Source organism: Kribbella steppae (assembly GCF_004342025.1).
Lineage (GTDB): Bacteria > Actinomycetota > Actinomycetes > Propionibacteriales > Kribbellaceae > Kribbella > Kribbella steppae.
In genome coordinates, this window is record NZ_SLWN01000011.1 from 197,929 (window position 1) to 219,988 (window position 22,060).

The 22,060-nt window shown below is 68.4% G+C and carries 22 protein-coding genes and 1 riboswitch; of the genes, 8 read left to right on the forward strand and 14 right to left on the reverse strand.

Annotated elements, in window-relative coordinates; translation table 11 throughout:
- The first annotated feature begins 2 nt into the window (after positions 1-2).
- Positions 3-200, forward strand: a complete 198-nt coding sequence (locus tag EV652_RS30180) for a hypothetical protein (RefSeq protein WP_132212655.1) — start codon at positions 3-5, stop codon at positions 198-200.
- Here the strand turns inward: EV652_RS30180 and EV652_RS30185 are convergent.
- On the reverse strand, positions 156-800 hold the full coding sequence (locus EV652_RS30185; protein ID WP_132212656.1) for a hypothetical protein: 645 nt from the start codon (positions 798-800) through the stop codon (positions 156-158). The genes EV652_RS30180 and EV652_RS30185 overlap by 45 nt on opposite strands.
- Positions 801-888: 88 nt before the next feature.
- Here EV652_RS30185 and EV652_RS30190 point away from each other — a divergent pair, with 88 nt between their 5' ends.
- Complete coding sequence (locus tag EV652_RS30190; RefSeq protein ID WP_132212657.1) at positions 889-1,386, forward strand: MarR family winged helix-turn-helix transcriptional regulator; 498 nt, start codon at positions 889-891, stop codon at positions 1,384-1,386.
- A 1-nt stretch (position 1,387) separates the two neighbouring features.
- Here the strand turns inward: EV652_RS30190 and EV652_RS30195 are convergent, their stop codons facing one another.
- Positions 1,388-2,020, reverse strand: a complete 633-nt coding sequence (locus EV652_RS30195) for a class I SAM-dependent methyltransferase (protein WP_158441279.1) — start codon at positions 2,018-2,020, stop codon at positions 1,388-1,390.
- Entirely contained in the window at positions 2,017-2,841 is an 825-nt protein-coding gene (locus tag EV652_RS30200) for a class I SAM-dependent methyltransferase (protein WP_199238471.1), read from the reverse strand. Before EV652_RS30200 ends, EV652_RS30195 begins: the two co-directional genes overlap by 4 nt.
- Positions 2,842-2,995: 154 nt before the next feature.
- Between EV652_RS30200 and EV652_RS30205 the strand changes: the two genes are divergently transcribed.
- From EV652_RS30205 to EV652_RS30220, 4 genes are all read left to right on the forward strand, one after another.
- Positions 2,996-4,270 (forward strand): Fic family protein, encoded by a 1,275-nt coding sequence (locus EV652_RS30205; protein WP_242002096.1) that lies wholly within the window; start codon positions 2,996-2,998, stop codon positions 4,268-4,270.
- An 80-nt stretch (positions 4,271-4,350) separates the two neighbouring features.
- Entirely contained in the window at positions 4,351-4,932 is a 582-nt protein-coding gene (locus EV652_RS30210; RefSeq protein WP_132212659.1) for a DinB family protein, read from the forward strand.
- 60 nt (positions 4,933-4,992) lie between these two features.
- Positions 4,993-5,145: riboswitch (cobalamin riboswitch) on the forward strand.
- Between the two features lie 136 nt (positions 5,146-5,281).
- Positions 5,282-8,137: a ribonucleoside-diphosphate reductase subunit alpha gene (locus tag EV652_RS30215; RefSeq protein ID WP_132212660.1), complete on the forward strand. Its 2,856-nt coding sequence runs from the start codon at positions 5,282-5,284 to the stop codon at positions 8,135-8,137.
- On the forward strand, positions 8,134-9,186 hold the full coding sequence (locus EV652_RS30220) for a ribonucleotide-diphosphate reductase subunit beta (RefSeq protein WP_242002097.1): 1,053 nt from the start codon (positions 8,134-8,136) through the stop codon (positions 9,184-9,186). Before EV652_RS30215 ends, EV652_RS30220 begins: the two co-directional genes overlap by 4 nt.
- A gap of 39 nt (positions 9,187-9,225) precedes the next feature.
- Here EV652_RS30220 and EV652_RS30225 read toward each other — a convergent pair whose 3' ends face one another.
- From EV652_RS30225 to EV652_RS30235, 3 genes are all read right to left on the reverse strand, one after another.
- Positions 9,226-9,468: a hypothetical protein gene (locus EV652_RS30225; RefSeq protein WP_132212662.1), complete on the reverse strand. Its 243-nt coding sequence runs from the start codon at positions 9,466-9,468 to the stop codon at positions 9,226-9,228.
- Positions 9,465-11,054, reverse strand: a complete 1,590-nt coding sequence (gene cimA / locus EV652_RS30230) for a citramalate synthase (RefSeq protein ID WP_132212663.1) — start codon at positions 11,052-11,054, stop codon at positions 9,465-9,467. The genes EV652_RS30225 and cimA overlap by 4 nt, the downstream gene beginning before the upstream one ends.
- A 263-nt stretch (positions 11,055-11,317) precedes the next feature.
- Complete coding sequence (locus EV652_RS30235; protein ID WP_132212664.1) at positions 11,318-11,716, reverse strand: hypothetical protein; 399 nt, start codon at positions 11,714-11,716, stop codon at positions 11,318-11,320.
- A gap of 136 nt (positions 11,717-11,852) precedes the next feature.
- On the opposite strand from EV652_RS30235, the gene EV652_RS30240 reads away from it, so the two are divergent.
- Complete coding sequence (locus EV652_RS30240; protein WP_132212665.1) at positions 11,853-12,101, forward strand: hypothetical protein; 249 nt, start codon at positions 11,853-11,855, stop codon at positions 12,099-12,101.
- A gap of 60 nt (positions 12,102-12,161) precedes the next feature.
- On the opposite strand, the gene EV652_RS30245 is transcribed toward EV652_RS30240, so the two are convergent.
- From EV652_RS30245 to EV652_RS44765, 3 genes are read right to left on the reverse strand one after another with little or no spacing between them, the layout of a single operon-like run.
- Positions 12,162-13,253: a branched-chain amino acid aminotransferase gene (locus EV652_RS30245; RefSeq protein WP_132212666.1), complete on the reverse strand. Its 1,092-nt coding sequence runs from the start codon at positions 13,251-13,253 to the stop codon at positions 12,162-12,164.
- A gap of 47 nt (positions 13,254-13,300) precedes the next feature.
- Positions 13,301-14,350, reverse strand: coding sequence for a 3-isopropylmalate dehydrogenase (locus EV652_RS30250; RefSeq protein WP_132212667.1), 1,050 nt, complete (start codon positions 14,348-14,350; stop codon positions 13,301-13,303).
- Complete coding sequence (locus EV652_RS44765; protein ID WP_199238486.1) at positions 14,347-14,502, reverse strand: hypothetical protein; 156 nt, start codon at positions 14,500-14,502, stop codon at positions 14,347-14,349. The genes EV652_RS30250 and EV652_RS44765 overlap by 4 nt, the downstream gene beginning before the upstream one ends.
- Before the next feature lie 181 nt (positions 14,503-14,683).
- Here EV652_RS44765 and EV652_RS30255 point away from each other — a divergent pair, with 181 nt between their 5' ends.
- Complete coding sequence (locus EV652_RS30255) at positions 14,684-15,250, forward strand: O-methyltransferase (protein WP_199238472.1); 567 nt, start codon at positions 14,684-14,686, stop codon at positions 15,248-15,250.
- Between the two features lie 99 nt (positions 15,251-15,349).
- On the opposite strand, the gene serA is transcribed toward EV652_RS30255, so the two are convergent.
- The 5 genes from serA to EV652_RS30280 all read right to left on the reverse strand — a co-directional run bounded on the left by serA (position 15,350) and on the right by EV652_RS30280 (position 21,833).
- On the reverse strand, positions 15,350-16,948 hold the full coding sequence (gene serA / locus EV652_RS30260) for a phosphoglycerate dehydrogenase (protein WP_132212669.1): 1,599 nt from the start codon (positions 16,946-16,948) through the stop codon (positions 15,350-15,352).
- A gap of 116 nt (positions 16,949-17,064) precedes the next feature.
- Positions 17,065-18,264, reverse strand: a complete 1,200-nt coding sequence (locus tag EV652_RS30265; protein WP_132212670.1) for a S1 family peptidase — start codon at positions 18,262-18,264, stop codon at positions 17,065-17,067.
- Positions 18,265-18,377: 113 nt separating this feature from the next.
- Positions 18,378-19,397, reverse strand: coding sequence for a ketol-acid reductoisomerase (gene ilvC, locus EV652_RS30270; protein ID WP_132212786.1), 1,020 nt, complete (start codon positions 19,395-19,397; stop codon positions 18,378-18,380).
- 52 nt (positions 19,398-19,449) lie between these two features.
- Positions 19,450-20,085 carry an acetolactate synthase small subunit gene (gene ilvN, locus EV652_RS30275; protein WP_132212671.1) on the reverse strand — a complete coding sequence of 212 codons (636 nt, stop codon included), beginning with the start codon at positions 20,083-20,085 and terminating at the stop codon, positions 19,450-19,452.
- Positions 20,085-21,833, reverse strand: a complete 1,749-nt coding sequence (locus EV652_RS30280; protein WP_242002098.1) for an acetolactate synthase large subunit — start codon at positions 21,831-21,833, stop codon at positions 20,085-20,087. Before EV652_RS30280 ends, ilvN begins: the two co-directional genes overlap by 1 nt.
- Positions 21,834-22,060: the final 227 nt, after the last annotated feature.

Genomic DNA, 22,060 nt, shown 5'->3' on the forward strand with positions numbered 1-22,060 from the left:
GTATGGGGAAGATCGTCGCGATCGCGCTCGGCGCACTGCTCACCGTGTCCGGGGCGATCTTCACGTTCCAAGGACTCGGCTATCTCAAAGGCAGCTCGATGACCGGCAGCAGCTTCTGGGCCATCGTCGGCCCGATCATCGCTGCCGCCGGAGTCTCACTGCTGTACGTCGCGTTCCGCGGACCGCACCAACGCCGCTAGCAGCAGCAAGCCGAACATCACCAGCAACAGGATCCAGCGGGGGTCGTTGAGCATCAGGTCGTCGAAGGCCTGGGTGCGTTCGGCCGGCGACAGCGGCTGGGTGGAATGCTCGGAGTCGGCCCAGCCGAGCCGGGCGGGGACGAACGCGATGTACGTCCAGACGCGCATCCCGAAGTAGAGCGCGGCCACGGCCACGATCAGGATCCGGCGCCGGCCCGGACGCCAGCCGACGTACAGGATCAGCGGGATGACGAGGATCTCGAGGATGCTGTTGACGGCGATGTAGTACGGGATCGACGGCAGGAACATCTGCTCCAGTGCCTCGCCGGTGAGCGACGTACTGGTCAACGCGCCTTTCAGCAGCAGGATCGCCATCAGCCCGCCGCAGCCGGCGAACGCGAACCCGGCCGCGGCGATCGCGATCATGGCGTCCTCGGCCCGTCGGTTGCGGATCCGCAGCGCGACCAGACCGACCAGGAATCCCCAGGTCGCACCGAGCAGGACCGCGATCGGCCACGGCAGGAACTCGCCGAGGTTGAACAGTCCGGTGATCAGGGCGCTGAACGGCACCACCAGGAGGTACGGCTGCACTCTCGTCATGATCGGAGTCAACCATTTTGCTGCTTGAAGCAGCTACTGCTGGGAGCAGTTACCAGGGTCCGTTCAGGGGAACCCGTAGGTTTGGTCCATGGCGAGCACCCGCGACGAACTGCTGGACGCTCTGATCCAGGAGATGCCGTGGTACATCTCGGCCGCGACGCGCTTCCAGATCGCCGTCGCCGACCAGCTCGGGATGCCGTTGACCGACGTCCACGCGATCGGCGCCCTGCTGGAGATCGGGCCGGCCGGGGTACGGCGGCTGGCTGATCTGATGGGGATGACCACCGGCGCCGTCACCCGCCTGGTCGACCGGCTGGAGCGGGCCGGCTACGTGCGCCGCGAACCCGACCCGGCCGACCGCCGCCGCGTTGTCGTGCAGGTCGTTCCCGAGCGCGTCGCCGACATCGCGCGTTACTACGAACCGATCGGCGAACACTGGTCTCAGCAGGTCTCGGCGTACTCCGACGCCCAACTGAAGTTCCTGCTCGACTTCCTCCGCCAAGGCCGCGAACACGCCCAGACGGAGACCACAACCCTCCGTACCCAGGGTCGCCCACACGCCACCCGCCGCAGGGCGGCCGACTGAGTCAGGCCGGCGTACGCAGGACCGCCCACTGGTAGTGCATGGATCCCCCGTCACGCCACGACGACCATTGCTCAACCGTGCCGTGCCGCGCGAGAGCCTCCTGCATCGCGCTGTCGGTCCGGATGCTGAAGAACCGCCCCGGCCCGAACCCACTCTCGTCCTGCCAGACGCGTTCCCCGCCAACCTCGTCACCCCACAGGCCGATCCCCACCGGAGCGCCCGGCTGCAGCACCCGCACGATCTCCGCCAACGCCTTGTCGAGATCCGCATCCGCGACGTGCAACAGCGTGCTCATCGTCCAGCCCGCCTCGAACGTCCCATCCTCGAACGGCAACTCCAGCACCGAGGCGACCTGCGCATCCAGCCCGAGCGACCGGCAAGCTTCGACACTGGCCGGAGCCAAATCGACACCGGTATAGGCGACCCCAGCCGCTGCGAACGCTTCGCCGTCGCGGCCAGGGCCGCAACCGATCTCGACCACCGAGCGTCGGCCCTCTGCGTCCAACTGGCGCAGGTATGCCTCGCGCACCCGGACCCTGTTGTCGGGCAGTTGCCGATCCTGACGGTCGCGAACCTCGTTCGTGTAGTAGCTGATCAGGTCGCTCTCGCGCTGTGCCCGCGCTTCATTCGTCACTGCTTCGTGGCCCTCAGGGCGAAGAGAAGCGGGACGCGGGGTGCGTCGTCGGGGAGGCGCCACCAGCCTTCGGGGGTTTGTTGCATGGAAGGCCAGCGCGGCCACTGCAGGACTTCGGATTCGCGCAGGGTGGTGACGGTGAGGCCGGTGGCGGCGAGCGTGGTGACCAACTCGCCGAGGCCGTGGCGCCATTCGTAGCTGCGTTGGCGGCCGGGCACCTCGTCACCGGTGTACGTGACGGTCGAGTCGTGCGCGATCGGGCCGCGTCCTTCGAGGTAATCGGTGCGGATCGTCAGATCGTCGGATTCATCGGGGAGCGAGACCGGGCGGAGCGCGTTGAGGAGCGGGTGGAACTCGACGATGTACAGAGCGCCGCCCGGCTTGAGGAGATCGCGGACCACCTTCGCCCACTGCTGCAGATCGGGCAGATAGCAGAGTGCGCCCTTGCCGGTGTAGACGACATCGAACTGACGGCCCGGCAGCGCTTCGACCGCGTCGTACACATTGGCGTGCACGTACTCGATGTCCAGCCCGGCGTCGGCCGCTATCCGTCGCGCTTCCTCGAGCGACCGCGCGGACAGATCAAGACCGGTGGTGCGCGCCCCGCGTCGGGCGAACGCGATCGTCTCGGTCCCGAGGTGACACTGCAGATGCAGTACGTCGCGCGCCTCGAGCGGTCCGAGATCCGCCCACTCGTAGTCCGCGAACCAGTACTCGGCCGGCTGACTGTAGAACCCGCTCGCCGCATGCAACGGCGCCCGCGCATCCCAATCCGCCTCATTGGCCGCCACCATCTGCCGCGTATCCGCGTCCAACGTCACCGGCGCCTCCGTTCGTCCGCGTTGAGCCACAGCCCAGTCTGCCCAAGTACGGGTCCACACCTCGGCGCTCATGCTCATCGCGGATTCGGTCTCGCTCTCACTCGCCTCTTGTTCAAGGTTATGGAGTAAGCTTGAACATGGAAGGGAATTGATCATGGCGCGGGTGGAGTTGCATCGATGGCCCGGGCATCCGGATGGGTTCACCCGGGCGGAGCGGTTGGGCGGGTCGTACGAGCTGTACTTCCCGGATCCGCTGGTCGGGCGTGTGTTCGACCTGAGCGACGAGGTGCTGGCCGCGCTGGAGGATGCGGCCGGCGATCTCGGTCGGCTTGATGCGACAGCCGCCGTACTGACGAACAGTGAGGCGCTGGCGCGACTGCTCCTGCGGGCCGAGGCGGTGGGGTCGTCGCAGATCGAGGGGCTGGTGGTCGGAGCGCGGCGGCTGCTGAAGGCAGAGGTGTTGCAGGAGCGGCAGCGGGATGTGACCGCCGAGGAGGTTCTCGGCGCGGTCGACGCGATGACGTGGGTGACCGAGTCCGTGCAGGCCGGCGACAAACTCGAGGTCGAGCATCTGCTGGAGGCCCATCGACGACTGATGGCGCATTCGCCGACCCCCGACCTCGGCGGCGAGGTCCGCTACCTGCAGAACTGGATCGGCGGCCGCTCCCCCGCCGAGGCGTACTACGTCCCACCGCCGGCCCAACTGATCCCCGAACTGCTGGCCGACCTGATGACGTTCGTCCGCGGGTCCCGCCTGCCGGTGCTGGCGAAGACCGCGATCGCCCACGCACAGTTCGAGACGATCCATCCCTTTGCCGACGGCAACGGTCGGACCGGCCGGGCGCTGATCCACCTGATCCTGCGCGCGGAAGGCCTGGTCGAGCGGACCGTCCCGCCGGTGTCGCTGTCGCTCGCGACCCACGCGACCCAGTACGTCGAGGCGCTCACCGCCTTCAGGCACACCGGCAAGCCGACCAGCCCGCGCGCCCGCACCGCGGCCAACCAGTGGCTGCTGATGTTCGCCGCCGCGTGCAGTCACGCGACCGCGGAGGCGGCCCGATTCGAGCGAGCCGCGGCCGACCTCAAGACCGACTGGCGTGAGCGCGCCGCACCGGTCCGGGCCGGCTCGGCCGTGGAACTGTTGATCGACACGCTCCCGGCCGCGCCCGTGGTCACGCTGGCCGGCGCGGCGCGGTTGATCGACCGATCGCAACAGGCCGCCAACCAGGCGCTCGCCCGGTTGGTCGAGGCGCGCATCCTGCGCGAGGTCACCGACGGCCGCCGGAACCGCGTCTACGAGGCGCCCGAACTGATCGACGCCTTCACCCTGCTGGAACGACGATTCGCCAGCCCGGCCGCCGATACCAGGATCAAACCGCCTACCAGACCAGTACCGTCGAGGCCAGAACCGACACACCGTCCACATTGACTTTCTCCTCCCGTCGGACAACAATTCGAACACATGTTCGATCCTGCTGCAAAATCCGACGGGGAGCGTGAGGAAACGTGATGCCGGAGCCGTTCGACTGGGACATCCTGCACCGCCCATCGGCGATGGCGATGGTCCGCGGCCAGCTCGGCTTCAGCTGGATGGTGTTGTCCGGCCGGCTCGCCGAGCTGACCGACGAGCAGTACTTCTGGCAGCCGAGCGGCGAGGCGCTGACCGTCGTACGACGCCATTACACCGGCCGGTTCCGATCACTCGGCTCCGGGGAGTGGGTCGCCCAGTGGCCCGATGAGCCCGACCATCGCGGGCCACGCACGATCGCCTGGCTGATCGCGCACCTGACCGAGCAGTTCTTCGAGCGCTGGGAGTGGACCTTCGGCGAGAGCCGCCAAGGGCGCGCCGACATCACCCTGCACGGCAACGCGCGCGACGCGGTCGCCTGGCTGGAGCACTGGGTCGACGCCTGGCAGGACTCGATCGCCGCGCTGGACGAGGATCAGGTGATGACCGTCGGCCTCAGCCAGGCGACCGAACTCGACGCCGGCGAGCCCTTCGGTCACGTCGTACTGCGGCTCAACCGCGAGCTCATCCACCACGGTTCAGAGATCATGACGCTGCAGGATCTTTATGCGGCCGCCGCGTGACAACCACAACATGTGCGACACACGGCGTGGCGCTACCACAAGATCTAGGTCCGGCCACCTAGCATCGCTACTGCTGGTGGTTCGGAGCGGCCGGCTGACACGGCGGGCCGTTCCGAGGCAACAGGGGAATCCGGTGCGAATCCGGAGCTGCCCCGCAACGGTGAGCGGAAGCCTTCCGCGAGTCCGGATACCTGCCACCGGCGCGTGCACCGCCGGTGCATGCGGTCCGAGACCTCGAGGGCGGGTCGCAGGGCGTGACAGCAGCAATCCCGGCCGGTGCTGGCTGTCTCGTCATGCTCCCCCTCCACGAGCGTCCGCGGTCCTCCGAACTCGCGTGGAAAGAGCATCTGTGACCATCGCTTCGTCATCCCGATCGGCGGCTGCCGTGCCGACCGACCAGCCCATCGCGGCCAAACACGGCAGCCAGCTGACCGTCGTCCGCCGCGACGGCAGCAGCACCGCGTTCGACCAAGCCAAGATCTCGGTCGCCGTGACCAAGGCGTTCCTTGCCGTCGAGGGCGCCGAGGCCGGCGCCACTCACCGGGTCCGGGACCTGGTGACCGACCTGACCGGCCGGGTCGTCGACGCCCTGACCAGCCGCGGCGACAGCCGTCGCAGCGTCCAGGTCGAGGACATCCAGGACCAGGTCGAGCTCGCGCTGATGCGCGCCGGTGAGCACCAGGTCGCCCGCGCGTACGTCCTCTACCGGGAGGAGCGCACGAAGGCCCGCACTCCCGCCGACCCGGCCGGTATCACCGAGAAGCCCGCGATCACCGTCCGCGCGACCGACGGCAGCACCGCACCACTGGACGTCGACCGGCTGCGCGTGATCGTTGCGGAGGCGGCCAAGGGGCTCGACTCGGTCGACCCCGAGCTGATCCTCGACGAGACCCTCGGCTCCTGCTACGACGGCATCGCGCAGCACGAGGTCGAGCTCGCGCTGGTGATGGCTGCCCGGGCCTACGTGGAGACCGAGCCGCAGTACAGCTTCGCCGCGTCCCGCCTGCTGCTGGACCAGATCCGCCGCGAGGCGCTCGGCCGGGTCCACGGTGAGCCGCGTCAGGCGAGCCAGGCCGACATGACCGAGGCGTACCCGGCGTACTTCCCGGAGTACATCCGGACCGGGATCGAGGCGGGTCAGCTCGATCCGGAGCTGGCCGCGTTCGACCTGACCAGGCTCGCGGCGGCGATCCGGCCCGAGCGGGATCTCGACTTCGCGTTCCTCGGCCTGCAGACCCTCTACGACCGGTATCTGCTGCACATCGACAAGGTCCGGTACGAGCTGCCGCAGGCGTTCTTCCTGCGGGTGGCGATGGGGATGGCGCTGCGCGAGGACGACCGGGAGGCGCGGGCGATCCAGTTCTACGAGCTGCTCAGCTCGTTCCGGTTCATGTCGTCGACGCCGACGCTGTTCAACTCCGGCACCACTCGGCCGCAGCTGTCGTCGTGCTTCCTGACCACCGTCGAGGACGACTTGGCCGGCATCTTCACCAAGATCCGCAACAACGCCCTGCTCGCCAAGTACTCCGGCGGCCTCGGCAACGACTGGACCCCGGTCCGCGGCATCGGCGCCAAGATCCGCGGCACCAACGGTGAGTCGCAGGGCGTCGTACCGTTCCTGAAGATCGCCAACGACACCGCGGTCGCGGTCAACCAGGGCGGCAAGCGCAAGGGCGCGGTCTGTGCGTACCTGGAGACTTGGCACATCGACATCGAGGAGTTCCTCGACCTCCGCAAGAACACCGGCGACGAGCGGCGCCGGACCCACGACATGAACACGGCGAACTGGGTTCCCGACCTGTTCATGCAGCGCGTCGAGGCCGACGGCCAGTGGACCCTCTTCTCCCCCGACGAGGTTCCCGACCTCCACGACCTGTACGGCGCTGCCTTCGCCGAGGCCTACCGTGGTTACGAAGAAGCCGCCGAGCGGGGCGAGATCAGGGTGTTCCGGCGGGTCCGGGCAGTCGAGCTGTGGCGGCGGATGCTGACCGTGCTGTTCGAGACCGGGCATCCGTGGATCACCTTCAAGGACGCCTGCAACCTGCGGTCGCCGCAGCAGCACGACGGCGTGGTCCACTCCTCGAACCTGTGCACCGAGATCACCCTCAACACCACCGTCGACGAGACGGCCGTCTGCAACCTCGGTTCGGTCAACCTGGTCGCTCATCTGACCGAAGGCGGTCTCGACGCCGAACTGCTGCGCGACACCGTGAAGACGGCAGTGCGGATGCTCGACAACGTCATCGACGTGAACTTCTACACCACCCCGGAGTCCGAGCGGGCGAACCAGCGGCACCGCCCGGTCGGCCTCGGTCTGATGGGGTTCGCCGACGCGTTGTTCACGCTGCGAATCCCCTACTCCTCCGACGAGGCCGTCGCCTTCGCGGACAGCTCGATGGAGCAGATCAGCTACCACGCGATCGACGCGTCCAGCGACCTCGCCGCCGAGCGCGGCCGCTACTCGTCGTACGACGGTTCGCTGTGGAGCCAGGGCATCCTGCCGATCGACTCGATCGCACTGCTCCGGAACGCCCGGGACGGCGACGTGATCGTTGATGAGGGCAAGCAACTCGACTGGGACGCGCTGCGCGACAAAGTACTGCGTACCGGGATGCGCAACTCCAATGTGATGGCGATCGCGCCGACCGCGACGATCTCCAACATCTGCGGGGTCAGCCAGTCGATCGAGCCGACGTACAGCAACCTGTTCGTGAAGTCGAACATGTCCGGTGAGTTCACCGTGGCCAACCCGTACCTGGTCGCCGAACTGAAGGCGCGCGGACTGTGGGACCAGGTGATGGTGTCGGACCTGAAGTACCACGACGGCATCCTGGCCGGTATCGAGCGGATCCCGGCCGACCTGCGCGAGTTGTACGCGACCGCGTTCGAGATCGACCCGCAGTGGCTGGTGAAGGCGGCGTCGCGGCGGCAGAAGTGGATCGACCAGGCGCAGTCGCTGAACCTCTACATGTCCGCGCCGTCGGGCCGGGCGCTGGACGAGCTGTACCGGTCGGCATGGCGTCATGGCCTCAAGACGACGTATTACCTGCGTTCCCAGTCAGCGACCCATGTGGAGAAGTCCACCCTGAAGGGCACCGACGGCCGGCTCAACGCCGTACCCGTCGCCCTGCCTGAACCGGCCCTGCCCGAGCCGGCCGGCGCCATGTGCGCAATTGATGACCCGGAATGCGAGGCGTGCCAGTGACCACGGGACTGGGAGAGATCGCAGTCGGCGCGGACCGGGTCCACGTCGCTGACAAGGCGATGATCAACGCGCGGGCCGACGTCAACCAGTTGCTGCCGCTGAAGTACCGGTGGGCCTGGGAGAAATACCTTGCCGGGTGCAACAACCACTGGATGCCGACCGAGGTGTCCATGCAGGCAGACATCGCGTTGTGGAAGTCGCGCGACGGTTTGACCGAGGACGAGCGGATGATGCTGAAGCGCAACCTTGGCTTCTTCGCCACCGCGGAGTCGCTGGTCGCGAACAACATCGTCCTGGCCGTGTATCGCCAGCTGACCAACCCCGAGTGCCGGCAGTACCTACTGCGCCAGGCGTTCGAGGAGGCCGTGCACACGCACACCTTCCAGTACATCTGTACGTCGCTCGGCCTCGACGAGGGCGAGTTGTTCAACATGTACCGCGAAGTGCCGTCGATCTCGGACAAGGACGCCTGGGCGCTGAAGTACACCCAGCATCTTGAGGACCCGGACTTCCGCACCGGGACGCCGGAGTCCGACACCGCCTTCCTGCGCGACCTGATCGCGTTCTACGTGGTGTTCGAGGGGATGTGGTTCTACACCGGGTTCGCGCAGATCCTGTCGCTCGGCCGGCGGAACAAGATGGTCGGGATCGCCGAGCAGTACCAGTACATCCTGCGCGACGAGTCGATCCACCTGAACTTCGGTATCGACTGCATCAACCAGATCAAGCAGGAGAACCCGCACCTGTGGACGGCCGAGTTCCAGGCCGAGGTGCGGCAGATGCTGACCGAGGCGTGTGAGCTCGAGGTGGCCTACGGGCGCGCGACGATGCCGAACGGCATGCTCGGGCTGACCGCGGAGCTGTGCGAGCAGTACATGCACTTCATCACCGACCGACGGGCCGAACAGATCGGCCTCGCCGCCATCTTCGGCGAGACCCGCAACCCGTTCGGCTGGATGTCGGAGGTGATGGACCTGAAGAAGGAGAAGAACTTCTTCGAGACCCGCGTGATCGAGTACCAGTCGTCCAGCGGGTTGAGCTGGGACTGACTACCGAACGGAGAACCCCGGGCCCGCCCCGGGGTTCTCCTAGCTTCGGCTGTAGTCGACGTCCAGGACGCCGATGACCTTCTCCAGGCGGGCGGCCACCCGGCCGGCGTCGAAGCCGTCGCCCTCGACCGTGATGCGCAGTGAGCCGTCGTCGAGCGACAGCGCGAGTTCGCGCACGTCGTACGGGTTCAGCATGACGGCGATGCGCGCGAGCATGCCCTCGGTCTCGACGACCTGGGCGCTGAAGACGGTGACTGTTCGTTCGACCGCGAGCAGGCTCATCGCGCGACCTCCTTGTGACGGAGCAGGCCGTAGGTATAGCCGTCGACGAGGGCTTCCCAGGACGCCTCGACGATGTTGTGACCGACCCCGACCGTCACCCAGGAGCCCTCGCCGTCCGCGGTCTCGATCAGGACCCTGATCACCGCATCGGTGCCGTGGCCCTGGTCGAGGATGCGGACCTTGTAGTCGACCAGCTCGAACTTGTTCACCACCGGGTACGCGCGCTCGATCGCGGTCCGCAGCGCGTGGTCGAGGGCGTTCACCGGGCCGTTGCCCTCACCGGTGACGATCTCCCGGTCGCCGGCCGCGACCAGCTTCACCGTCGACTCCGAGACCGCCTCACCGTCGGCGCGCGACTCGGTGATCACCCGCCACGACTCGACGTCGAAGAAGCTGGCCCGCTGACCGGTGACCTCCTCGGTGAGCAGCAGTTCGAACGACGCGTCGGCGGCCTCGAAGGTGTACCCGCGGGCCTCCATCTCCTTGACCCGGTCGGTCACCCGGCTGACCAGTTCGCGGTCGTTGCCGAGGTCGAAGCCGAGTTCGCGGCCCTTCAGCTCGACGCTGGCCCGGCCGGCCATCTCGGAGACGAGCATCCGCATGTCGTTGCCCACCCGGGCCGGATCCGTGTGCTGGTAGAGGTCGGGATCCACCTTGATGGCACTGGCGTGCAGCCCCGCCTTGTGGGCGAAGGCGGACACACCGACGTACGGCTGCCGGGTCGACGGCGGCACGTTCGTCACTTCGGCGATCGCGTGCGCGATCCGGAACGACTCGGCCAGCTTGCCGGCCGGTAGCAGTTCCAGCTCCCGCTTCAGTTCGAGGTTGGCGACGATCGCGAGCAGGTCCGCGTTCCCGGTCCGTTCGCCGTACCCGTTGATGGTGCCCTGGACGTGCGTGACGCCGGCCTCGACGGCGGCGATCGAGTTCGCCACCGCGCAGCCGGCGTCGTTGTGACAGTGGATGCCGAGCCGGGCCCCGGTGGATTCGAGGACGTCGCGGACGATGTCCTGCAACTCCCGCGGCAGCGTCCCGCCGTTGGTGTCGCACAACGCGACCACGTCGGCGCCGGCCTCGGTGGCTACCCGTACGACCTCGAGGGCGTAGGCGCGGTTGGCGCGGTAGCCGTCGAAGAAATGCTCGGTGTCCAGGAAGACCCGCTGGCCGTTCTCGCGCAGGTGGCGGACCGTGTCGGCGACCATCCGGAGGTTCTCGTCGAGAGTCGTCCTCAACGCGCGTTCGACGTGCGCATCGTGGCTCTTGGCAACGAGTGTGACGACCGCGGCACCGGACTCACGCAGGGCGGCGACCTGCTGGTCGTCGGCGGCCGAGGTCTCGGGCTTGCGGGTCGCGCCGAAGGCGGCGAACGTCGCGTTCCGCAGGTGCAACTCGGACCGGGCGCGCTCGAAGAACTCGGTGTCCTTCGGCACCGCGCCCGGCCAGCCACCCTCGATGAAGCCAACGCCCAAGTCGTCCAGGTGCTGCGCAATGGCGATCTTGTCGGCCACGGACAGCGCCAGCCCCTCCTGCTGCGCGCCGTCGCGCAGAGTCGTGTCGTAGACGTGGAAATCGTCCGAGATGCTCATGGTCGGCCTTCCGGAGGGGGTTGGCGGTGTTCGCGACGGTGTTCAGGTTCACGGCTGAGTTTCATGACTGGGGCAAACAAAAAACCTCCCGCAAGGTGCGAGAGGTCTGCGCGCTCAGGTACAGCTTGCTGAGCGCGCCTAGAGAATAATGACCTGGTAGTTCTTCATGACATTTCGCAGTCTGCCACAACCTGTCCATGGGGTGGCGGAAACGTCTCGAATCACGAACATTCAGTACTGCGGGGTGCCGCACAGTCCAGGTTCTACGCGGTAAGCGACCAGCCCGGGTCGTCCCAGGCAGTGTAGAAGTCCTCCCGGCTGAGCGGGCGCAGACCCCACTCGTCGCGGTCCAGGGCCTGGTCTGTGAGCATGCCCTCATCGTCCTCGAGACGCTGCCACCAGTAGCGGGTCAGCGTGCCGTCCTCGGCCGCGCCGAGCTGGCGGACCACGACCCATTCGCGCTCGTGCCAGACCGCCTCGTACAGCCAGTCGGTGCCCTCGTCGTCGGCCAGGGCGCCGTACGTCCGTGGCGCGGTGCCGCGATCGAGGTCCCGGATCAGCTCGACGGTCGACCGGATCGCGGCCATCGTCTCGGGCGACCAGCCACGCCGCTCGGCGAGCTGCGCGTAATAGGCCTCGACGTCGTCCGGGAAGCTGCTCATGGACCCCGACCCTACCGAAACCCGGCTGCGGACAGCGACCGTCGGTCCACACCCCAAACCTGAAAAGATCCTGTGAAACGCCCGCTCGAGAAAGGCCTGTCGGTGTCCGGGTCAGACGAACGACCCGAAGTCACCGATGGGTGGCCTGGGCACCTTTCTCTTCCTCGCCTATCCCGTGCTGGTAGTGGCCGCGCTGCTGTACACGAACGGGACGCTGTTCGCACTGGCCAGAGGATTCGCCGGACTCGGGGTCACGATCCTGATCATGGTGAGCAAGCCGGATCGTCACCCGCTGGACTGGACCGGGGCGCCGGTCGTTGCCCTTGGCCTCTGGGTGCTGGCGATCATAGTGAGCAGCCACGGGCGGTCGGCGACTCGGGCCTGACAGCAGCCTGGACGTGACAGCGGCCCGGCGCGTGCGCCGGGCCGCTGCGAAGACAGAGCTTCAGCAGACGCGGGTCATCCAGCCGTGCGGGTCTGCCGCGCGGCCGTACTGGACGTCGAGGAGGGCGCTGCGGACGGCGGCGGTGACCGGGCCACCGTTGCCGTCGGCCACCTGGACGTCGCCGTCCTTCCACTTCAGCGACGCGACCGGCGTGATCACCGCGGCGGTGCCGCAGGCGAACACCTCGCGGATCCTGCCGGAGGCCGCGCCGTCACGCCACTCGTCGATCGAGATCTTCCGCTCGGTGACGTGGAACCCGAGGTCGGTGACGAGCTTCAGGATCGAGTCCCGGGTGACGCCCTCGAGGATGGTGCCGGACAGCTCCGGGGTGACCACGGAGTTGTCGTCGAGGACGAAGTACAGGTTCATCCCGCCGAGTTCCTCGACCCACTTCTTCTCCACCGCGTCGAGGAACGCGACCTGGTCGCAGCCCTGCTCGATGGCCTCGGCCTGGGCCAGCAGTGACGACGCGTAGTTGCCACCCGTCTTGGCCGCACCGGTGCCGCCGGGGGCGGCCCTGGTGTACTCCTCGCTCAGCCAGATCCGGACCGGCTTGACGCCGTTCGCGAAGTAGGAGCCGGCCGGCGACGCGATCGCGACGTACGTGACGTGGGCCGACGGGCGGACGCCGAGGAACGGGTCCGAGCCGAACATGAACGGCCGCAGGTAGAGCGACGTCTCACCACCGCCGGGCACCCAGGCGCGGTCGATCTCGACCAGCTTCCGCAGCGAGTCCAGGAAGGCCGCCTCGGGCAGCTCCGGCAGCGCGAGCCGGTGCGCGGACTTCGCGAACCTGGCCGCGTTGGCCTCGGGGCGGAACATGTGGATCGAGTCGTCGGGATGCCGGTAGGCCTTCATCCCCTCGAAAATGGTCTGGGCGTAGTGGAACACCGCGGTGGCCGGAGACAGCTCCAGCGGTCCGTAGGCGGTGATCCTCGCGTCGTGCCAGCCGTTCTCCTTGGTCCAGGTGGCGATCGCCATGTGGTCGGAGAAGTTCTGCCCGAATCCCGGGTTCGCCAGGATCTCGGCGCGCTGGTCGTCGCTGGCCGGTTGGGTGGTTGGCTCAACGGTGAACTGCAGATCGGCGCTCATAGCCGCACCGTACCTCTTGGCCAAGTGGTCATGCGAGCGTCCACCTTTCAGCCCAGGGCACGCTTGGCGATCGCGTCGCCGATCTCGGCAGTGGTCCGGGCGGCGCCGGTGCGCTCCTCGATATCGGCCGTGACGGCCGCCTCGATCGCGGCCGCGGCCTCGGTCAGGCCGAGGTGGTCGCACAGCAGCGCGGCAGACAGGATCGCGGCGGTCGGGTCCGCCTTCTGCTGGCCGGCGATGTCCGGGGCGGAGCCGTGCACCGGCTCGAACATGCTCGGCGCGGTCCGGTCCGGGTTGATGTTCGCGCTGGCGGCCAGCCCGATACCACCGCTGATCGCGGCGGCCAGGTCGGTGATGATGTCGCCGAACAGGTTGTCGGTGACGATCACGTCGAAGCGGGCCGGGTCGGTGACCAGGAAGATGGTCGCGGCGTCCACGTGCAGGTAGTCCACCGTGATCTCAGGGAACTCCTTGGCCACTGCGTCGACGGTCCGCTTCCACAGGTGACCGGCGTACACGAGCACGTTGTTCTTGTGCACCAGGGTGAGCTTCTTGCGCGGCCGCGCCTGGGCCCGGGCGAACGCGTCCCGGACCACCCGCTCGACGCCGTACGCCGTGTTGACCGACACCTCGGTGGCGATCTCGGCCGGCGTTCCGACCCGGAGCGCGCCGCCGTTGCCGACGTACGGGCCCTCGGTGCCCTCGCGGACGACGACGAAGTCGACCTCGCCCGGGTTCGCCAGCGGCGAGCCGACGGACGGGTAGATCTTCGAAGGGCGCAGGTTGACGTAGTGGTCGAGGGTGAACCGGAGCTTCAGCAGCAGACCGCGCTCGAGCGTGCCGGACGGAACCGTCGGGTCGCCGATCGCGCCGAGCAGGATCGCGTCGTGGCCGCGGATGCTCTCCAGCTCGGCGTCCGGCAGCGTCTCACCGGTCGCGTGCCAGCGCCGCGCGCCGAGGTCGTACTCGGTCCGCTCGAACGTCACGCCGTGCTGCGCGGCGACCGCATCGAGCACCTTCAGCGCCTCGGTGGTCACCTCGGGTCCGATCCCGTCACCGGGGACTACGGCCAGCGTGAAGGTCTTGTTGGTGCTCACTTCGTGGGTTCTCCCCCGTTGTAGAGACGGTTGATGGCTTCCTGCGCCGCTCTGGCCTCGGGTGCGGTGTCGGACGTACGGCGGGCCGGACGGCGGCGCCGGGCCGCCTTCCGCTCCCGGGCGTCGATCGCGGGCCAGTTGGCTGGGTACATGTCATACATGCTGCACTCCGGTGGGTCGCGTCAACCGCCGGGACGAACCGACGGTTGCGGGCGGCATGATGGGCCCGAATTTACTCTGACGTCCGACTATTTCACCACTATGCGGGCAGCTTGTCCCGGGATGTGAGATGTCGGTGCTGGGACTGGGCCGATGCTGTGCGACTCTCAGCCGGTGAGTGCTCCTCCAGAACTGCCGCCGCTGGTATCGGCGGCCCTCAGCCTGTCCGGACGGCGCGGATTCGTCAGCTCGACCCGGAACGAGACCGGCCGGTTGCTCGCGACCCTCGCGGCGTCGAGGACAGGACTGCTCGGCGAACTCGGGACCGGCTGCGGGGTCGGCTCGGCCTGGTTGCGCAGCGGCGCGGGAGACAACACCCGGATCGTCACCGCGGAGAGCGATCCGCAGCTGGCCAAGGTGGTGGCGGAGCTGTTCGCCGACGACGAGCGGATCGAGGTCGTCTCGGCCGACTGGACCGCGCTGATCGAGCGGGGCCCGTTCGCCCTCTTGTTCGTCGACGCCCGGGAGGCGAAGCTGTCCGCCCGCGACATCATCGCCGACGTGATCGAGCCCGGCGGCTTCGTCGTACTGGACGACTTCACGCCGTCCGCGGTGTGGCCACCGATGTACCAGGGGCGGGTCGACACGCTGCGGCAGGAGTGGCTGATGGACACGCGCTTCACCACCGTCGAGGTGATGGTCGCCCCCGACGCCGCCGTACTGCTGGCTACCCGGCGCTGAGAATGCAGGCGGGCCCGAGCCATTGGGCTCGGGCCCTGGTCGGCCGCCATGCGCCTGCGGGCGGCTGACTGCCTCCAGTAAAGCAGTCGTTGGACTGAATCAGGCTTCCAGGTCCACGGTACGGGCGGTGTCCGCCTGCACGGCCGTGGAGATGTCGTCCAGGACACCGGTCGCGATCGCGGAGTCGACGGCCAGCGCGACCAGCGCCTTGCCGCCCTTGCGGTCCCGGCTGACCTGCATGCCGGCGATGTTCACCTCGGCGTCGCCGAGGATCCGGCCGATCTGGCCGACGATGCCCGGGCGGTCCTCGTAGGTGAGGAAGGCCAGGTGCGCGGACAGCTCGATCTCGACGTCGAACCCGTCGACCTCGACCAGCCGCTCGGACTGCCGGACGCCGACCAGCGTGCCGCTCACCGACACCTGGACACCGTCGGCCAGCGTGCCGCGCAGGGTGATCAGGTTGCGGTGCTCGGGGCTGTCGTGGTCGGTGACGAGACGGACCTCGAGGCCGCGCTCGGCCGCCAGCAGCGGGGCGTTCACGTACGAGACGTTGTCCTCGACCACATCGGCGAACACGCCCTTCAGCGCGGCCAGCTCGAGCACCTTCACGTCCCACTGGGTGATCTCGCCGCGGACCTCGACATCGAGCTGTTGCGCGACGCCGCCGGCCAGCGCGGTGAAGATGCGGCCGAGCTTCTCGGTCAGCGCGATCCCCGGCCGGACGTCCTCGGCGATGACACCGCCCTGGACGTTGACCGCGTCCGGGACCAGCTCACCGGACAGGGCGAGGCGGACCGACTTGGCGACCGCGATACCGGCCTTCTCCTGCGCCTCGTCGGTGGAGGCGCCCAGGTGCGGGGTGGCGATCACGTTCTCGAACTCGAACAGCGGCGAGTCGGTGCACGGCTCGGTCGCGAACACGTCCAGGCCGGCGCCGGCCACCCGGCCCTCCTTGAGTGCGGTGTAGAGCGCCTGCTCGTCGACGATGCCGCCGCGAGCCGCGTTGACGATGATGACCTCGGGCTTGACCTTGTGCAGCTGCTCGTCGCCAATCAGGCCGATCGTCTCCGGGGTCTTCGGCAGGTGCACGGAGATGAAGTCACTGACCGACAGCAGTTCGTCGAGGGTGGCGAGCCGGACGCCCATCTGCGCGGCCCGGCCGGCCTGCACGTACGGGTCGTAGGCGATCACGTTCATGCCGAAGGCGGCCAGCCGCTGCGCGACCAGGACGCCGATCTTGCCCAGGCCGACGATGCCGACGGTCTTCTCGAACAGCTCGACACCGGAGTACTTGCTGCGCTTCCACTCGCCGTTCTTCAGCGACTGGTCGGCGGCCGGGACCCGGCGCGCGGCGGCGAGCAGCAGCGCGACCGCGAGCTCGGCGGCGCTGACGATGTTGGAGGTCGGCGCGTTGACCACCATCACGCCCGCCTGGGTGGCGGCCTTCACGTCCACGTTGTCCAGGCCGACACCGGCGCGGGCGACGACCTTGAGCCGCTTGGCGGCGGCCAGGGCCTCGGCGTCCACCTTGGTGGCGCTGCGGATCAGGATGGCGTCGACATCGGCGATGGCCGGGATCAGTTCGGCGCGGTCGGCGCCGTTGATCTGGCGGATCTCGAAATCGGGGCCGAGCGCCTCGACGGTGGCCGGGCTGAGCTCTTCGGCGATCAGGACGACGGGCCGGGTTACGTCAGTCATGGGAGAAGTCTCCTGCAGAAGCGGTAGGGGCTCGAAAGATCAGAGCACCGCGCTGTGCCCGCTGTCACTGATAGTACCTCGTCGCTCCAGGGCGCGCTGAGGCACCCAGGATCCGGTCAGTCGGCGTCGCAGCTCTGCGCGGTGGCGACCGAGGTGCCCTGATCGAGGCGGAGCTGGCCGCTGTCGCGGACGAGCCGGTAGCGCAGGTCCAGCCGGTTGCAGGTCTGGCCCTGGGCACCGTTGGCGTTCGGCGAGAACAGCACCGTGAAGGTCATCCGGACGTTCGCGCCGTCGACGGCGTACCGGGTCACCTCGGTGATCTTGGCGCCGAAGAAGTACGACGTCTCGTGGCTGCTGCGGTCCTTCTCCTCCGAATAGGCGCGGAGCAACCGCCGGGAGTACACCTGCTGGCGCAGCCCGGCGAAATCATGCCGGTTCAGCAAGGTCAGGTAGCTGCCGAGCAGCTTCTGCGACTCCACCGCCAGCGGGGTCGACGCGACGAGCAGCTCCGGGACCACCGCGTTCTGCGGACCACGCGAGCGCTGACAGGTCCCGCCCGCCTCGGGCGTGAGGCCGGCGGCGTTCGGTACGACGTACTCCCGCAACTTCTCCAGCGGCACGATCGTGCTGGCCGGGACCGTGTCGCCGGTGACGAGGCCGACCACCTGACCGGTCTTGTCGATGATCGGGCCGCCGAGTTTGGCCTGGTTCATCCAGGAGCTGAGCGCCTGCGGCTGTTCCTCCGTACCGACCGACCGGGAGGTCACGGCCCCTGCCGCGGTGTAGCCGAGCAGCGCGCGCTCGGCCTTCGGGTCGGGGTTCGGCGGCGCCAGCGGCACGGGTTCGGTGTCCAGTCGCCCGATCAGGCGCAGTACGGCGACTCCGTCCGCGCTGGTGCCGAGCGGGTTGGCCCGGCGGACCCGGCCGTCCTCGGTCTCGATCGCGATCGACAGCGGCTGCTTGATGGCGGAGGCGGCGGTGAGGATCAGGCCATCACCGATCAGTACGCCGCTCGCCTCGCCGGTCCCCTCGCAGGTCGTGGCCAGGACGCGGACCACACCTGGTCTGACCGCCTCGAGGATCTTCTCGGTGTCGATCCGCAGGCTCTCCGCGCGGACGTACCAGCCGGCGCTCGCCCCGGCGGCGAGGATCAGCAGGACGACGACGAACCCGGCCAGGAACCGGCCGAACTTCCACGGCCGGCGCGGCGGTGGCGGCGGTGTCCGCGGCGTACTCGTCTGGAGCTGGGTGAGCGTGGCCGCGCCCGCGGGGACACGCCGAGGCGGCCGTGGCAGTTGCCCGCCGTCCTCCACCACCCCGTCACCTCCCCCATACCCGCACCGGATTCGTCACTGATTGTGCCAAAGACAGGGCAAAGAAGAGGTCCGGGCCATCCACCTGGGTGGCCCGGACCCCAACTTGTGACCCGTCAGCGGGCTGCGGTGCCCTCGACGTAGTCCTCGTCGTGCGACTTGACCCACGCCATCAGGCCGCGCAGTTCCTTACCCACGGCCTCGATCGGGTGCGACTCGCTCTGCTTGCGGAACTCGGCGAACTCGGGCGCGCCGGCGTCCTGGTCGGCGATGAACCGGGCGGCGAAGGTGCCGTCGGTGATGTCGCCGAGGACCTCCTTCATCCGGGCCTTCACCGACGCGTCGATGATCCGCGGGCCGGACACGTAGTCGCCGTACTCGGCCGTGTCGGACACCGACCAGCGCTGCTTGGCGATGCCGCCTTCGTAGATCAGGTCGACGATCAGCTTGAGCTCGTGCAGGCACTCGAAGTACGCGACCTCCGGCTGGTAGCCGGCCTCGGTCAGCGTCTCGAAGCCGGCCTGGATCAGCGCCGACACACCACCGCAGAGGACGGCCTGCTCACCGAACAGGTCGGTCTCGGTCTCCTCGGTGAACGTGGTCTTGATCCCGCCGGCCCGCAGGCCGCCGATGCCCTTGGCGTACGCGAGCGCCAGGTCCCAGGCCTTGCCGGTGGCGTCCTGCTCGACCGCTACCAGCACCGGTACGCCGCGACCCTCGGAGTACTCCCGGCGGACCAGGTGACCCGGGCCCTTCGGGGCGACCATGAACACGTCCACACCGGCCGGCGGCTTGATGTAGCCGAACCGGATGTTGAAGCCGTGACCGAAGACCAGCGCGTCGCCGTCGACCAGGTTCGGCTCGATCGCCTCGGCGTACAGCTTGCGCTGGGCCGGGTCCGGCGCGAGGACGACGATCACGTCGGCCTCCTCGCAGGCCTCGGCCGGGGTGAGCACCCGCAGCCCCTGGGCCTCGGCCTTGGCCCGGCTCTTGGAGCCCTCCGGCAGACCGACGCGGACGTCGACACCGGAGTCGCGCAGCGACAGCGCGTGGGCGTGGCCCTGGCTGCCGTAGCCGAGCACGGCCACGTGCCGGCCCTGGATCACCGACAGGTCGGCGTTGTCGTCGTAGAACATTTCAGCTGCCACTTGGAGCTCTTCTCCTTGAGTTCTGGGTCTTTGAAACTGTCTAGGCCTGGCGGGCGGGGGCCACCGGTCGGCCCGGCGGCGGCGCCGGCACCGGGTGGTGGGGTCGTTCGGCGGGTTGCGCCTGGACGTTCGGCGCGCCGGTCGCGACGTGCGGCGGTGGCACCGGGACCGGCCGCAGCGTGCGGTCGGAGATGGAGCGACTGCCCCGGCCGATCGCCACCATGCCGGACTGCACCAGCTCGCGGACGCCGAAGGGTTCCAGCACCCGGAGCATGGCCTCGAGTTTCTCGGGATTGCCGGTCGCCTCGATCGTGATCGCGTCCGGAGCCACGTCCACCACCTTCGCACGGAACAGCTGGACGGTTTCCAGCACCTGTCCCCTGGTCAGGGTGTCCGCCTTGACCTTCACCAGCAGCAGTTCGCGCTGAACCGTCTGGCTGGGCTCGAGTTCGACGATCTTGATCACGTTCACCAGCTTGTTCAGCTGCTTGGTGATCTGCTCCAACGGCTGCTCGTCCACGCTGACCGCAATCGTCATCCGGGACACCTCGGGGTGCTCGGTCGGACCGACCGCGAGGGAATCGATGTTGAACCCGCGCCGCGAGATCAGCGCCGCCACCCGGGCCAGTACACCGTGCTTGTTCTCCACCAGGATCGACAACGTGTGCTTGCTCATCACAGCTCCTCGGTATCCCAGGCGGGCGCCATGTCGCGGGCGATCTGGATGTCGTCGTTGCTGGTACCGGCCGCGACCATCGGCCAGACCATCGCGTCGCGATGCACGACGAAGTCGACCACCACCGGTGCGTCGGTGACCGCCATCGCCTTCTCGATCGTCGCGTCCACCGAGTCGCGGTCGGAGCAGCGCAGCCCGACGCCGCCCATCGCCTCGGCCAGCTTGGCGAAGTCCGGGATCCGGGCCGAGTGCAGGTCGGTGTTGGAGTAGCGCTTGTCGTAGAACAGCGTCTGCCACTGCCGGACCATGCCCAGCGACTGGTTGTTGATCACGGCAACCTTGATCGGGATGCCTTCCAGCGCACAGGTGACGAGCTCCTGGTTGGTCATCTGGAAGCAGCCGTCGCCGTCGATCGCCCAGACGGTCTTGTCCGGCCGGGCGACCTTGGCGCCCATCGCGGCCGGCACGGCGTACCCCATGGTGCCGAGGCCACCGGAGTTCAGCCAGTGGCCGGGCTTCTCGAACGGCAGGTAGTGCGCGGCCCACATCTGGTGCTGGCCGACGCCCGCGGTGTAGATGGCGTCCGGTCCGGCGATCTTGCCGATCCGCTCGATCACGTACTGCGGTGACAGGGTGCCGTCCTCGGGCTCGTCGTACGCGACCGGGTACTTCGCCCGGACCGACTCGAGCTGGTGCCGCCAGGTGTCGTAAGACGGAGTGCGGCCGGAGCTCGCGATCTCGGTCCGGAGCGCGCCGATGAGGTCGGTGATGACCTCCTTGCAGTCGCCCACGATCGGCACGTCGGCGGCCCGGTTCTTGCCGATCTCGGCCGGGTCGATGTCGGCGTGGATCACCTTCGCCTCGGGCGCGAACGAGTCGAGCTTGCCGGTCACCCGGTCGTCGAACCGCGCGCCCAGGCAGATGAGCAGATCGGAGCGCTGGAGGGCCCCGACCGCGGAGACCGAGCCGTGCATACCGGGCATGCCGAAGTGCAGGTCGTGCGTGTCCGGCAGCGCGCCGCGGGCCATCAGCGTGGTGACCACCGGGAGGCCGAGGAGCTCGGCGAGTTCCTTCAGCTCGGCGTGGGCCTTGGCCCGGATCACGCCGCCGCCGACGTACAGGACCGGCTTCTCGGCGGCCGCGATCAGCCGGGCCGCCTCACGCACCTGCTTGGGGTGCGGGCGGGTCACCGGCCGGTAGCCGGGCAGCGAGAGCTCGGTCGGCCACTGGAAGTCGACCTTCGCCTGCATCGCGTCCTTGGTCACGTCGACCAGCACCGGCCCGGGCCGTCCGGTCGACGCGATGTGGAACGCCTCGGCGACGGTGCTGGCGATGTCGTTCGGGTTGTTGACGAGGAAGTTGTGCTTGGTGATCGGCATCGTGATGCCGCGGATGTCGGCCTCCTGGAACGCGTCCGTGCCGATCGCTGCGCTGGCCACCTGACCGGTGATCGCGACCAGCGGGACCGAGTCCATGTAGGCGTCGGCGATCGGCGTCACCAGGTTGGTCGCGCCGGGTCCGGAGGTGGCCATGCAGACGCCGACCTTGCCGGACGCCGAGGCGTACCCCTGGGCCGCGTGGCCGGCGCCCTGCTCGTGACGTACCAGGATGTGGCGGATCTGGGTCGAGTCGAGCATCGGGTCGTACGCCGGGAGGATCGCGCCACCCGGGATGCCGAAGACGGTGTCCACTCCGGCATGTTCCAGTGCGCGGATCAGAGCCTGTGCCCCGGTCAGCTGCTCACTCATGAGTGCCTTCCTTAGTCCTGTCACGTTTGGCTTTGTCGCGACCGATCCATCCTCGCTCTTGTTTGTCTTCAGGTCACATCTGGGTCGCAGATAGTCGCCCTGGCAACAACTGTGCACATTAAAAACGCCCCCTCCGCCGGGTGGGCTGAAGGGGGCGCGCTCGACTCTGTGGTCGCGTCAGTCGGCGCGCCGCACAAGTACGAGGAGAATCGATCGCATGTGGCAAC

Excerpts from the sequence above, each read along its gene's own strand:
- EV652_RS30180 (WP_132212655.1), top strand. The coding sequence starts at position 3 with ATGGGGAAGATCGTCGCGATCGCGCTCGGCGCACTGCTCACCGTGTCC.
- EV652_RS30185 (WP_132212656.1), bottom strand. The coding sequence starts at position 800 with ATGACGAGAGTGCAGCCGTACCTCCTGGTGGTGCCGTTCAGCGCCCTG.
- EV652_RS30190 (WP_132212657.1), top strand. The coding sequence starts at position 889 with ATGGCGAGCACCCGCGACGAACTGCTGGACGCTCTGATCCAGGAGATG.
- EV652_RS30205 (WP_242002096.1), top strand. The coding sequence starts at position 2,996 with ATGGCGCGGGTGGAGTTGCATCGATGGCCCGGGCATCCGGATGGGTTC.
- EV652_RS30210 (WP_132212659.1), top strand. The coding sequence starts at position 4,351 with ATGCCGGAGCCGTTCGACTGGGACATCCTGCACCGCCCATCGGCGATG.
- EV652_RS30225 (WP_132212662.1), bottom strand. The coding sequence starts at position 9,468 with ATGAGCCTGCTCGCGGTCGAACGAACAGTCACCGTCTTCAGCGCCCAG.
- cimA (WP_132212663.1), bottom strand. The coding sequence starts at position 11,054 with ATGAGCATCTCGGACGATTTCCACGTCTACGACACGACTCTGCGCGAC.
- EV652_RS30235 (WP_132212664.1), bottom strand. The coding sequence starts at position 11,716 with ATGAGCAGCTTCCCGGACGACGTCGAGGCCTATTACGCGCAGCTCGCC.
- EV652_RS30240 (WP_132212665.1), top strand. The coding sequence starts at position 11,853 with ATGGGTGGCCTGGGCACCTTTCTCTTCCTCGCCTATCCCGTGCTGGTA.
- EV652_RS30245 (WP_132212666.1), bottom strand. The coding sequence starts at position 13,253 with ATGAGCGCCGATCTGCAGTTCACCGTTGAGCCAACCACCCAACCGGCC.
- EV652_RS44765 (WP_199238486.1), bottom strand. The coding sequence starts at position 14,502 with ATGTACCCAGCCAACTGGCCCGCGATCGACGCCCGGGAGCGGAAGGCG.
- serA (WP_132212669.1), bottom strand. The coding sequence starts at position 16,948 with ATGACTGACGTAACCCGGCCCGTCGTCCTGATCGCCGAAGAGCTCAGC.
- ilvC (WP_132212786.1), bottom strand. The coding sequence starts at position 19,397 with ATGTTCTACGACGACAACGCCGACCTGTCGGTGATCCAGGGCCGGCAC.
- ilvN (WP_132212671.1), bottom strand. The coding sequence starts at position 20,085 with ATGAGCAAGCACACGTTGTCGATCCTGGTGGAGAACAAGCACGGTGTA.
- EV652_RS30280 (WP_242002098.1), bottom strand. The coding sequence starts at position 21,833 with ATGAGTGAGCAGCTGACCGGGGCACAGGCTCTGATCCGCGCACTGGAA.